At 57.4% G+C, this 12,560-nt stretch carries 9 protein-coding genes; 4 read left to right on the top strand and 5 right to left on the bottom strand.

Translation table 11 applies throughout. The features are described 5' to 3' along the window. Nucleotides 1-1,449, top strand: coding sequence for a tagaturonate reductase (locus AC6I77_RS16540; protein WP_337028741.1), 1,449 nt, complete (start codon nucleotides 1-3; stop codon nucleotides 1,447-1,449). Nucleotides 1,450-1,453: 4 nt separating this feature from the next. After that, complete coding sequence (locus tag AC6I77_RS16535; protein ID WP_039659399.1) at nucleotides 1,454-2,944, top strand: UxaA family hydrolase; 1,491 nt, start codon at nucleotides 1,454-1,456, stop codon at nucleotides 2,942-2,944. A 186-nt stretch (nucleotides 2,945-3,130) separates the two neighbouring features. Here AC6I77_RS16535 and sstT read toward each other — a convergent pair whose 3' ends face one another. The 3 genes from sstT to AC6I77_RS16520 form a co-directional block, all read right to left on the bottom strand. After that, nucleotides 3,131-4,363, bottom strand: a complete 1,233-nt coding sequence (gene sstT / locus AC6I77_RS16530) for a serine/threonine transporter SstT (RefSeq protein WP_008925765.1) — start codon at nucleotides 4,361-4,363, stop codon at nucleotides 3,131-3,133. A 235-nt stretch (nucleotides 4,364-4,598) separates the two neighbouring features. Beyond that, the gene (locus AC6I77_RS16525) at nucleotides 4,599-5,567 is read right to left on the bottom strand and encodes a TerC family protein (RefSeq protein ID WP_039659395.1); all 969 of its coding nucleotides are present in this window, start codon (nucleotides 5,565-5,567) and stop codon (nucleotides 4,599-4,601) included. Nucleotides 5,568-5,822: 255 nt separating this feature from the next. Beyond that, on the bottom strand, nucleotides 5,823-6,809 hold the full coding sequence (locus AC6I77_RS16520) for a Gfo/Idh/MocA family protein (RefSeq protein WP_182630126.1): 987 nt from the start codon (nucleotides 6,807-6,809) through the stop codon (nucleotides 5,823-5,825). A gap of 146 nt (nucleotides 6,810-6,955) precedes the next feature. On the opposite strand from AC6I77_RS16520, the gene AC6I77_RS16515 reads away from it, so the two are divergent. Then, a complete protein-coding gene (locus tag AC6I77_RS16515; RefSeq protein WP_008925762.1) occupies nucleotides 6,956-8,644 on the top strand; it encodes a chloride channel protein in 1,689 nt (562 codons plus the stop codon). Here AC6I77_RS16515 and AC6I77_RS16510 read toward each other — a convergent pair. After that, nucleotides 8,641-9,144 (bottom strand): M48 metallopeptidase family protein, encoded by a 504-nt coding sequence (locus tag AC6I77_RS16510; RefSeq protein ID WP_003850199.1) that lies wholly within the window; start codon nucleotides 9,142-9,144, stop codon nucleotides 8,641-8,643. The genes AC6I77_RS16515 and AC6I77_RS16510 overlap by 4 nt on opposite strands. Before the next feature lie 83 nt (nucleotides 9,145-9,227). Here AC6I77_RS16510 and rlmG point away from each other — a divergent pair, with 83 nt between their 5' ends. Then, entirely contained in the window at nucleotides 9,228-10,346 is a 1,119-nt protein-coding gene (gene rlmG, locus AC6I77_RS16505; protein WP_497817157.1) for a 23S rRNA (guanine(1835)-N(2))-methyltransferase RlmG, read from the top strand. Here the strand turns inward: rlmG and AC6I77_RS16500 are convergent, their stop codons facing one another. After that, nucleotides 10,347-12,365, bottom strand: coding sequence for an NADPH-dependent 2,4-dienoyl-CoA reductase (locus AC6I77_RS16500; protein ID WP_039659390.1), 2,019 nt, complete (start codon nucleotides 12,363-12,365; stop codon nucleotides 10,347-10,349). It lies immediately after the preceding gene. Nucleotides 12,366-12,560 lie beyond the last annotated feature (195 nt).

Below are 12,560 nucleotides of genomic sequence, written 5' to 3'. Positions count from 1 at the left end.
ATGAAAAGGCTAAACCGCCACGACTTCCCGGGCGCACGCTATCGCGACCGGGTGATTCAGTTCGGCGAAGGTAACTTCCTGCGCGCCTTTATTGACTGGCAGATTGACTGGCTGAATGAACATCAGGGCACCGATGCCGGAATTGTGGTGGTGCGGCCGCGCAACCGTGAAGTCAGCGACAGCCTGAATCAGCAGGATGGCCTCTACACCACGCTGATCCGCGGACTCAACGATCAGGGCGAGCAGGTCAGTGAAACCCGGCTGATCCGCAGCCTCAACCGTGAGATCCAGCCCTGGCAGCAGTTTGGTGAATTTTTGGCGCTGGCCCGGAATCCCGACCTGCGCATGGTTTTCTCCAACACCACTGAGGCGGGCATCGCCTTTGTTGGCACGGATCAGCTCACCGATCAGCCCGCCAGCAGCTTCCCCGGCAAACTGACGCAGCTGCTGTGGGCGCGCTATTCCCATTTCAATGGCGCCAGCGATCGTGGCTGGCTGGTGGTGCCGTGTGAGCTGATTGACCATAACGGCGACGCGTTGCGCGATCTGGTGCTGCGTTACGCCGATCACTGGCATCTGCCATCCGAATTTAAAACCTGGGTTCATGAGCACTGTGCTTTCTATAACACCCTGGTTGACCGCATCGTTACCGGCTTTCCGGCGGAAAGCGAGCAGTTGCAACGTGAACTGGGTTATGAAGATCGCTATCTGGTGGCGGGCGAAGTCTACTACCAGTTTGTGATTCAGGGGCCGTCGGCGCTGTTCAGTGAACTGAAACTGGCGGCGCTGTCGCCACACGTGCGTCATGTGGATGACATTGCGCCCTATAAAGCGCAGAAAGTGGCGATCCTCAATGGCGCACATACCGCGATGGTGCCGGTGGCGTTTCTGGCCGGTCTTGAAAGTGTCGGGGAGGCGATGGCCGATCAGGCGATTGCCGGATTTGTGGATAACCTGCTGCGTCATGAAGTGATCCCGACGCTGGATCTGCCAGCCGATGAACTGCACGCCTTTGCTGATGCGGTACAACGCCGCTTCCGCAATCCGTTCATTCGCCATGCGCTGCTGTCGATTGCGCTTAATGGCATGACCAAGTTCCGCACCCGTCTGTTGACGCCACTGCTTGCCGCGCATCAGCAAACGGGCAAATGGCCGACACACATCACTTTTGCGCTGGCGGCGCTGATCGCCTTTTATCGCGGCGAGTCAGCCGGTAAAAGCTGGCCATTACAGGATGAGCCGCAGTGGTTACAGCACTACGCCGACGCCTGGAAAGCACTTGATGCGGATCAGCTGTCACCGCAACAGCTGGTGCACGGCGTGCTTAGCGACGCGCAACACTGGGGCGAAGATTTAACCCGTCAGCCCGGACTGGCTACGGTTGTCACCCAACACCTGCAAAATATCATCGCCCACGGAATGCGTGAGGCGCTGAGCCAACTGAGATAACGCTATGCAAGACGCAATTAAAATTGATCCCCGCGACAATGTCGCCGTGGCGTTACGTGACTTAGAGGCGGGCGCCACCATAGAGCTGCCACCACTGAGTGTGTCGGTGCAACAGGCGGTCGGGCGCGGGCATAAATTTGCCCTGCAGCCTATCGCCCAGGATGAGCTGGTGATCAAGTATGGGTTGCCGATTGCCCATGCCACCCAGCCTGTGGCCGCCGGTGAGTTAATCCATTCGCAGAACGCCCGCACCAATCTCAGCGATCTGGATGAATATGCGTATCAGCCTGAGTTCGTGACCTTACCGCCGCAGCCGGGTGATCGTGAGGTACAGATCTATCGTCGTGCTAACGGCGAAGTCGGCATCCGCAATGAGCTGTGGATCCTGCCGACCGTCGGCTGTGTAAACGGCATTGCGCGTCAGATCCTGCAGCGTTTCCTGAAAGAGACACAGGAGGCCGAAGGAATCGATGGCGCATTCCTGTTCAGCCACACCTTCGGCTGTTCGCAACTGGGGCAGGACCACGAAAATACCCGCACCATGCTGCAGAATATGGTGCGCCACCCTAATGCGGGTGCGGTGCTGGTGATTGGTCTCGGTTGTGAAAACAATCAGGTCGATGTTTTCCGTGAGACCCTCGGCGCGTTTGAAAGCGACCGGGTCGAATTTATGGTGTGCCAGCAGCATGATGATGAGGTTGAAGCCGGGCTGGAGCGCCTGCATGCCTTGTATGAAAAAATGCGGCATGACCGGCGTGAACCAGGCAAACTCAGCGAGCTGAAGTTTGGTCTGGAGTGCGGCGGTTCGGACGGTTTGTCTGGCATCACGGCCAACCCGTTACTGGGGCGTTTCTCGGACCAGATGATCGCTAATGGCGGCACGACCGTGCTGACTGAAGTGCCAGAAATGTTTGGCGCAGAGCGGATTCTGATGAGTCGCTGTCGCGACGAAGAGACCTTCGGCAAAACAGTAGCCATGATCAATGACTTCAAGCAGTACTTTATCGATCACCAGCAGCCCATCTACGAGAATCCGTCGCCGGGCAATAAAGCAGGCGGCATCACCACGCTGGAAGAGAAGTCACTGGGCTGTACTCAGAAAGCGGGGCAGAGCCAGGTCGTCGATGTGCTGAAGTATGGCGAGCGGTTAAAAACGCCTGGTCTCAATCTGCTGAGTGCGCCAGGCAATGATGCCGTCGCTACCAGTGCGCTGGCGGGCGCCGGTTGCCACATGGTGCTGTTCAGTACCGGACGCGGCACGCCATATGGCGGTTTTGTGCCAACAGTGAAGCTGGCGACCAACACGCCGCTGGCGGAGAAGAAACCGCACTGGATCGACTTTAATGCCGGACGGTTGATCGAGGGCATGAGCATGGATGCGCTGCTGGAAGATTTTGTCGACAGCATTGTGGCGATTGCCAGCGGTCAGCCGACCAACAACGAGAAGAACGACTTCCGCGAGCTGGCGATTTTCAAAAGTGGTGTGACGCTCTAAAACCAAACGCGATCTTGTTCTTTCAGATAGCTCAAAAGCTCAGAGAGCGGGTAGCAGAGTCCGAAGAGCAAAGCGTCCCGCGCCAGGGAAGGCGCGGGCCGAGCGTGCAGGGATGCGTAAAGCGACTTTGCGATCGGACTCTGCCATCCGCGAAGAGCACAGGATTAACAGACGGTAATAACTATCTTAAGCCCGGCTGGCTTCGCGCTCTGCTTCTGCCTGACAGACGGCGGCAGTAAACAGAATATCAGTAGAGGAATTCAGCGCGGTTTCCGCCGAATCCTGCAGTACGCCGATAATAAAGCCGACCGCCACCACCTGCATCGCCAGGTCATTCGGAATGCCGAACATATTGCAGGCTACCGGAATCAGCAGCAGCGAACCGCCCGCCACGCCCGATGCACCACAAGCGCAGAGTGACGCCACCAGACTCAGCAGAATCGCCGTCGGCACATCAATGCTGATCCCCAGCGTATGCACCGCCGCCAGCGTCAGCACGGTAATCGTGATCGACGCACCCGCCATACTGATGGTTGCGCCCAGAGGAATCGACACCGAATAGGTATCCTCATCCAGATCCAGACGTTTCGCCAGCGCCATATTCACCGGAATGTTGGCAGCAGAACTGCGGGTAAAGAAGGCGGTGACGCCACTTTCACGCAGGCAGGTGAAGACCAGTGGATAAGGGTTACGGCGGATTTTAGAGAACACCAGCATCGGGTTCACCACCAGTGCCATCAGCAGCATACAGCCGATCAACAGCGCCAGCAGATGCGCATATTGCCACAGTGCCCCAAAGCCGGTTGAAGCCAGAATCGATGCCACCAGACCGAAAATACCGACTGGCGCGCAGCGGATGACGCAGCGTACCAGCCAGGTTACGGCATGAGACGCATCATTCAGCAAGGCGCGGGTGCTGTCACTGCTGTGACGGAACGCCAGCCCCAGGCCAATGGCCCACACCAGAATGCCAATATAGTTAGCCTGCATCAGCGCGGTGATTGGGTTGGCGACCATGCTCATCAGCAGCCCATGGAGCACTTCGGTGATGCCGGAAGGAGGAACGATTTCCGTGGTGCCTGCCGCCAGTGTAAGTGTCTGCGGAACCAGATGGCTGAAGACCACCGCGACCACCGCCGCGAAAAAGGTGCTCAGCAGATAGAGCATGATAATTGGCCGGATATTACTTTTCTGGCCCTGCTGGTGGTTGGCAATCGAGGCGATCACCAGCATCAGTACCAGCAATGGCGCGACCGCTTTCAGCGCACTGACAAACAGTTCACCCAGCAGACCGACTGCCAGCGCGGCATCGTGTGAAATCCAGGCGAGCGCCACACCAGCGATCAGCCCAATCAAGATTTGCTTCACCAGGCTTCCGGCGAGCAGCGTGCCCAGTCGTGCGGAGAAAGTTTTCTGCATAATATTTTCTGTATTTTGTCGCGGATGTAGTTTCAGACGCGATGTTTTACATCGGCTAAAACGGTTTGCCCGGCGGAGTATAAGGAAAACATCAGATGAGAAAAGAGAAAGTTCTGTCAGTGTGGCGCAGGTCAGATTTTAATTATGCTGAATAGTGGAAGTGTGACAGAGGGATGAAATGGCACGACAGTCTGTCGCAAAATAAAACAGGGGCATACGCTGCCCCTGCAGGTAATTATGGTGCGATCTTTTTCTGATCTCTTTTGCGGTTAACCCAGGCATTAATCAGCAGGGTTGAGGCCAGAATGGCGCCGACCACACCCAGTGAGATACCAACCGGGATATGGTACAGGTCCACAATCAGCATCTTAAAGCCGATAAACACCAGCACAATCGCCAGACCATACTTCAGCATCGAGAAGCGTTCTGCCACGTTTGCCAGCAGGAAGTACATGGCACGCAAGCCCAGGATAGCGAACAGGTTTGAGGTCAGCACGATGAACGGGTCGGTGGTTACGGCGAAAATGGCCGGGATACTGTCGACGGCAAAGATCACATCGCTGAGTTCCACCATGATTAGCACCAGCAGCAGCGGGGTCGCAAACAGCACGCCGTTTTTGCGGGTAAAGAACTTCTCGCCGTCGAGATCATCGGTCATGCGTAAATGCTTACGCAACCAGCGCACCACCGGTTTGTCACCCACTGCACCGTCATCCTCTTTTGCCAGCGCCATCTTCACACCGGTAAACAGCAGGAAGGCACCGAACACATAGAGGATCCAGCTGAACTGGGTGACCAGCCAGCTACCGGCAAAGATCATGATAGTACGCAGCACGATAGCGCCTAACACGCCGTAGATCAGTACACGGCGCTGCAGGTTAGCCGGAATAGAGAAGTAGCTGAACAGCATCAGCCAGACGAAGACGTTATCTACCGCCAGCGCTTTTTCCAGAACGTAGCCGGTCAGGAAGGCGAGCGTCTGGGTGTTAGCGACTTCACGTCCCACGCTGCCCTCCAGATACCACCAGAAAGCGGCGCTAAACAGCAGTGAGACGGAAACCCAGATCAGCGACCAGACAGCCGCCTGTTTGAAAGACATGTTCTGCGCGCCGCGGCGTCCCTGCAACAGCAGGTCGATAGCCAGCATGATAAGCACCACAACCGCAAAGCTGCCCCAGAGTAAAGGCGTACCCACAGTTTGCATATTCGTATCCTGTCTTAAAAAGAAAAAAACGGCTGAAGTCAGAAGACGTCAGCCGCTTATTTTTGTGTAAGCAAACCTCGCCTTCCGGCAAGGTCTCACTTACAACACAGAAATCGATTCCGGGTTGCCTGATGACCGGATGCTTTCGCAACGTAGTGACGATCAATCAGCTTACAAGTTACTCCCCTTTGCAGGAGAGTAAGTTACGGTTTAGCCGCACAGGAAGCAACCTATCTCAGACATATTTAGAAATATTTACACAGCAGCCTGATCGGCCGGGAAGATGACACCGGTCTGGCGGCGGATTTCGGTCAGAAGCGCGGCGGTAATCCGCGAAACCTCCAGTCCGGGATGGTCCACCTGACGCTGCTCAACCAGCCGGGCAAACGCAGCCGCTTCATATAGCATGGTGTTGATATGCTGCGGCTCACTCAGCGCCTGCTTTTCAGCACCACGAGGAATAAAGTTCAGCTTCTGGCACTCCGAAAGCTTCTCAATGACCAGCGTACCCGCTTCACCCTGAATTTCGCTGGGCAGTGAAGAGTCACTCACCTTGGAATGCAGAATCGTCACGTCGAAATCGCCGTAGCTCAGCACCACCACGCCATGGGCATCCACGCCGCTCTCCAGCAACGTCGCGGTGGCCTGCACACGGTCTGGCTCGCCCCATAGTGCTACTGCCGATGCCAGGCAGTAATAACCGATATCCATGACTGAGCCATTCGACCAGCGGGGATCAAAGGTATTAGGGTTCTCGCCGTTGAGATAACGCGGATAACGTGAGGAGTACTGGCAGTAATTCAGCAGGGCTTTTCGCAGTGTACCCACGTCTGGCAGCGCCTGCTTCAGCCGCTGGAAGTTTGGCAGGCTGGCGGTTTTAAACGCCTCGAACAGCACCACCTGATGCTCACGGGCGCAGGCGATCATCTGCTCCACTTCCGCCAGGTTAGAGGCCAGCGGTTTTTCGCAAATCACATGCTTGCCGTGCGACATAAACAGCAGCGCCTGCTGGCAGTGCAGGGCATTGGGGCTGGCAAGATAGACCGCGTCGATCTCCGGGCAGGCGGCCAGGGCATCCAGTGAGGTAAAGGTCTGTTTGCAGGGATAATCAGCAATAAAGGCGTCGGCCTGCTGCTGACTGCGTGAGTAGACCGCACAGAGCTTCATCGCTCCGGTTTCATGGGCGGCATCAATAAACTGGCGTGTAATCCAGTTTGTTCCCACAATGGCAAAACGAATCACGTCATCTCTCCGGCAGCGTTAAAGCGGCAGAGTAACATCTCCCCGAGGCGGTGCAAGGGGGCCGGGTACGCAAGGATTGATCCTGCGATCCGCATTCCAATAATATGCTGAAGCCATGATATTCAGGCATCAACCAGGGAGCGAAGGTGAAAGCAAGTAAGCACGCATTAAACTGGACCACACTACTGATCGCCATTCCGGTCGGGTGTGCGGCGTCGCTGGTGACGCTGGCTTTTCGCGGCGTGATAGAACTGATCAACCATCTGCTCTTTGCCCGAAGTGGCGAAATTACCGAATCCCTGCATCTCTGGCCGTGGATCTTCTGGCCGCTGCTGGTGGGGGCGGGCGGGGTGCTGGCGGGCTATTTTTTGCGTTATGCGGTCGCCATTGAGCAACAGCAGACGGTGAAAACGGATTATCTTGAAGTGATCAACGCCCGACTCGATGCGGTACCGACGCGAACCTCGCTGTTCCGTGCCTTATCGTCGATTGCCAGTATCGGCAGCGGTGCGTCGATCGGTAAAGAGGGGCCGATGGTGCAGCTTTCGGCGCTGTGCGGCAGTGCGATTGGCCGCCTGTTACCGGCCTCACTGAACCTGAAAAACAGTGACGTGGTGGCGATGGCGGCTGCGGCGGGCCTGGCGTCGGTCTATCATGCGCCGCTGGCCTCGGCGATTTTTGTGGCGGAGATTGCGTTTGGCATTTCTGCGTTGCAGCGGCTGATCCCTCTGATTATCGCGTCGGCGACAGCGGTGATGACCATGTGGACGCTGGGCTTCCGTAGCGCGCTCTATCCGCTGGCAGACGCAAACTTCGCCATGGATCTCAGCAGCCTGTTGATGACGGTGGTCATTGGTTTGAGCGCCGGTCTGGCGGGCTGGCTTCTGATTAAATGCATCGCCCGCAGCAAAGTGTTGTTCAGCGGCATCGCTTCTCTGCCCTTGCGCCTGGGCGCGGGTGGATTCGCCGTCGGCTTACTGGCGCTGATCTCAACTGATATTCTCGGCAACGGCTACGAAGTGATCGTCAAAGTCATGGCAGGCGACTATCTGCTGCCGGGATTACTGCTGTTGCTGGTGCTGAAGACCCTCGCCACCAGCCTGTCTGTGGGGTCCAACGCTGTCGGCGGACTCTTTACGCCTTCGCTGCTGATAGGCGCGCTGCTTGGGGTGATTATCGCGATGATCGGGGCGGCGCTGCATCTGCCGCTGGGCAATGTGCTGCTTTATGCCGCGATTGGCATGGCGGCGGTGCTGGCGGCGGTCAGTCAGGCGCCATTGATGGCGATGCTGATGGTGCTGGAGATGACGCTGAATAGCAGCCTGCTGTTTCCGCTGATGATAGCAACAGTGCTGGCGTCGATGGTGGTTTATCGCCTGCAATCCGCCAGTACCTATCCAGTGGTGAGTCATCACTTCAGCCGTTCAGAAGCGAAATACGATTTCGATAACATGCGCATTGCTGAGCTGATCATTCCTGGTGCGGCGTTGCAGCCTGAGGAGTCAGTGGGGCAGGCGCTGGCAGTCAGCTCGCTAAAACGTGAACGCTACGTCTATGTAATCAACGCTGCAGGGGCATTCCTTGGCGTAGTGTCGATTCATGAGATCTCACGGCGGGTACTGGCGCAGGAGATCACCCTCGACTCCCCGGTGCAGTGCGTCATGGATCAGGATTTCCCGGTGGTCTTTCAGAATCAGAGCATGCGTGAGGGATGGGAGGCGTTTGCCGCGGTCACGCTGGAGCGTCTGCCGGTGCTGAATAATCCTCAGGAGCGACGCTTTCTGGGGGCGCTGACTAAAACCAGCCTGATTCAGAAAGCGCAGGAGTTTCTTTAAGCCGCATTGCCGCGCATCGCCTGGTCAGTCATCCACAGGCGTGCGTCAAATTCGAGCTGGTGGTAATCCGGCTCCATATGGCAGCAGAGCTGGTAAAACGCTTTATCGTGGTCTTTCTCTTTCAGGTGGGCCAGCTCATGCACCACGATCATCCGCAGAAATGGCTCAGGGGCGAGGCGGAAAAAGGTTGAGATACGGATTTCCGCTTTCGCCTTGAGTTTGCCGCCCTGAATCCGCGAGATAGCCGTGTGCAGTCCAAGTGCATGCTTCATCACCTTGATCTTGTTATCCCACATCACTTTGCTGATTGGCGGCGCGTTGCGCATATAGCGGTTTTTCAGCGCCTGCGTGTAGTCATACAGCGCCTTATCACTCATCACGTCGTGGGTGTCAGGATAGCGTTCCTGCAGAAATGCACCTAAGCGCTGGTGGGCGATTAGCGTCTGGACCTGCTCAAGAAGAGGGGCAGGATAACCCTGAAGGTAGATCAGTGAGGACATTAGGGATTCCTGGCGAAAGACAGTATACTGCGCCCCCGATTTTGGGGCGAAAATCAATCAAAGTGTACCACGCCGGAGAATTCATGAGCCAACTTGAACTGAACGATCGCACACTGATCCTGCATCGCTTCCCGCAGATGCGTGACGAAAGTCCATTACAAGCCTGGGATGCGGCTGATGAATACCTGTTACAGCAGGCGCTGCCAGAAGGACCCGTGCTGATCTTCAACGACAGCTTCGGGGCGTTAACCTGCGCCCTGAATCCGCGCACTGTCTGGCACGTCAGCGACTCCTGGCTGAGCCAGCAGGCCGCCCGCCAAAATCTGAGCTTCAATGAGATGGATGACAGCAACGTGCACTTTGTTGATAGCCTGGCTGAGCTGCCCGCGGCTCCGGCGGCGGTGCTGATTAAAGTGCCTAAAACGCTGGCGCTGCTGGAGCATCAGCTGCGTGCCATTCGTGAAGTCGTCACGCCAGATACGGTGATTGTGGCGGCGGCGCGCGCCAAAGAGATTCACAACTCGACTCTGCAGCTGTTCGAACAGATCATCGGTGAAACCAAAACCTCACTGGCCTGGAAAAAAGCGCGCCTGATCTACAGCCAGTTCAGTCAGCCTGAACTGCGTGAGGCCACGCCGACGCTGGTCTGGCCGCTGGATGGCACCCCTTATCAGATCCACAACTACGCTAACGTCTTCTCGCGTTCTTCGCTGGATATCGGCGCACGGCTGTTTGTGCAGCATCTGCCTGAAAATATTGAAGGTGAGATTGTCGATCTGGGCTGTGGCAACGGTGTGGTAGGGCTGGTGGCGCTGGAGCAGAATCCGCAGGCCGAGGTGCATTTCCTTGATGAGTCTTATATGGCGGTCGCCTCCAGCAAGCGGAACGTAGAAGTAAACCGTCCTGATGACCTGTCGCGCTGTCAGTTCCTGGTGAATAACGTGCTGAGCGGCTATCCATCAGATCGGCTGCACGCGGTGCTGTGCAACCCGCCATTCCATCAGCAGCACGCTGTTACCGATCATCTGGCATGGCAGATGTTCCGCGATGCGAAACGCTGCCTTCAGTATGGCGGCGAGTTGCGCATTGTCGGCAACCGCCACCTCGATTATCACCACAAGCTGAAGAAGTTGTTCGGCAACTGTACACTGATCGCCTCAAACCAGAAGTTTGTGGTGCTGCGCGCGGTGAAAATGCGCTAGTCAGATCGTCAAAGCGAGTTGCGTCGCCTGTGCTATCGCGCGGCGCGCATCCAGTTCCTCCGCGACATCTGCGCCGCCTATTACGGTTACCACCTGTCCTTTTGCACGCAGCGCGGCTTCCAGTTCGCGCTGCGGCTCCTGGCCGGCACAGATAATCACGTTATCGACCTCCAGCAGCAGCGTTTCACCGTTACGCCTCAGGTGCAGGCCGCTGTCATCAATGGCCAGATATTCAATGCCGCCCCACATCTCCACGCCGCGCGCCTGAAGGCTGGTGCGATGAATCCAGCCGGTCGTTTTTGCCAGCCTGGCACCCGGTTTCCCTGATCGGCGCTGCAATAGCCAGATTTGCCGTGATGCGGCAGGCGGCTGTGGGGCAACCAGGCCGCCGCGCTGTGTAAGGCTGTGGTCGATGCCCCATTCTGTGTAAAACGCCGCCAGATCCTCGTCATGCGACGGCTGAGACAGATACTCCGCCACATCAAAGCCAATCCCACCCGCGCCAATAATCGCCACCCGTTTACCCACCGGGCGCTTATCGCGCAGCACCTCCAGATAACTCAGCACGCTGTGGTGATCGATGCCCGGAATAGCCGGTGTACGCGGCTTAATGCCGGTTGCGAGCACCACTTCATCGGCGTCACTCAGCTGATCGGGCGTGACCCGACAGCCCGTCTGAACCGTCACGCCTGCTGCCGCCAGTTGATAGCGGAAATAACGCAGCGTTTCACTGAACTCAGATTTGCCGGGGATCTGCCGGGCAATATTGAACTGACCGCCAATCCCGGGCGCGGCCTCATAGAGCGTCACCTGATGTCCGCGCTGCGCCGCCTGCAGGGCAAACGCCATTCCGGCCGGGCCGGCACCCACCACTGCCAGTCTGCGCGGTGCGGTGCTGGCGATGACCGGCATCAGCGACTCATGGCAGGCGCGTGGATTGACCAGGCAGGAGGTGATTTTACCGGCGAACACCTGGTCAAGGCAGGCCTGATTACAGGCGATGCAGGTGTTGATGCTGTCCGGTTCGCCGCGCTGCGCTTTGCTGACAAAGGCGGGGTCGGCGAGGAAAGGGCGTGCCATCGACACCATATCGGCACAGCCCGACTGCAACAGGGCCTCAGCGACAGCGGGATGGTTAATACGGTTGGTGGCGATCACTGGCACCGAAACGTGGGCACGCAGGCGCTGCGTCACCCAGGCAAAGGCCGCGCGCGGCACGCAGGTGGCGATGGTCGGGATGCGCGCTTCGTGCCAGCCGATGCCGGTATTGAACAGCGTGACGCCGCACTGTTCCAGCTCGCCCGCCAGCAACAGGGTCTCCTCCAGCGAACTGCCTTCTTCGATCAGGTCGAGCATCGACAGCCGGAAGATAATGATAAAAGCGTCACCGGTTGCGGCGCGAACCGCGCGGGTAATTGCCAGTGCGAACTGCATCCGCTGCCGGAAGTCGCCGCCCCAGCGGTCGGTGCGCTGATTGGTGTGTTTCACCAGAAACTGATTAATCAGGTAGCCTTCGGAACCCATGATCTCCACACCATCGTAACCTGCCTGCTGGGCAAGCCGTGCGCAGCGGGCGAAGTCCTCAATGGTCTGTTCAATCGCCGTCTCGCTCATCGCCTGTGGCGTAAACGGGTTGATGGGTGCCTGACGGGCGGAGGGCGCGACCAGATCGGGCTGATAGCTGTAACGGCCAGTGTGCAGGATTTGCAGGGCGATTTTGCCCTGATGCTGATGCACCGCCTCCGTAATCTGCCGATGCCAGCTACATTGTGCTTCATCGGTGAGCATCGCGCCATGCGCGGTGGTAACACCCTGCGCATTGGGGGCGATGCCGCCGGTGACAATCAGCGCTACGCCTTCCCGTGCCCGCTCGCCGTAGAACGCCGCCAGCCGGGCTGCGCCATCCGGATGCTCTTCCAGGCCGGTATGCATCGACCCCATCAGAAAGCGGTTTTTCAGGCGGGTAAAGCCAAGATCCAGCGGCGTAAACAGCGCAGGATAATCAGGATTGACGGACATGGTAGTCACTCACAGCAAAGTGGTCGGATGAGTTTACTCTAGCCCCTTCTGCATTAAAAAAAAGTGAAAGAATGTCAGGGTGTGAGTGAAATCATAAACATCGGCAGGTGAGCAGGGCGAGCGAGCGCAGGGAACCCGGGCCTTAAGCAACACGGCCATCCGTGGCGTGCGTGGCTTTTAATGTTTCTGGCTCTG

It is taken from the genome of Pantoea sp. X-Soil-ISGK-259 (assembly GCF_059730705.1).
This window is presented reverse-complemented; position numbering and strand designations above follow the sequence as displayed.

Coding starts and splice junctions, on each gene's coding strand:
- AC6I77_RS16525 (WP_039659395.1), bottom strand. CDS start 5,567: ATGCAAACTGTGGGTACGCCTTTACTCTGGGGCAGCTTTGCGGTTGTG.
- rlmG (WP_497817157.1), top strand. CDS start 9,228: ATGAGCCAACTTGAACTGAACGATCGCACACTGATCCTGCATCGCTTC.
- sstT (WP_008925765.1), bottom strand. CDS start 4,363: ATGCAGAAAACTTTCTCCGCACGACTGGGCACGCTGCTCGCCGGAAGC.
- AC6I77_RS16500 (WP_039659390.1), bottom strand. CDS start 12,365: ATGTCCGTCAATCCTGATTATCCTGCGCTGTTTACGCCGCTGGATCTT.
- AC6I77_RS16510 (WP_003850199.1), bottom strand. CDS start 9,144: ATGTCCTCACTGATCTACCTTCAGGGTTATCCTGCCCCTCTTCTTGAG.
- AC6I77_RS16535 (WP_039659399.1), top strand. CDS start 1,454: ATGCAAGACGCAATTAAAATTGATCCCCGCGACAATGTCGCCGTGGCG.
- AC6I77_RS16540 (WP_337028741.1), top strand. CDS start 1: ATGAAAAGGCTAAACCGCCACGACTTCCCGGGCGCACGCTATCGCGAC.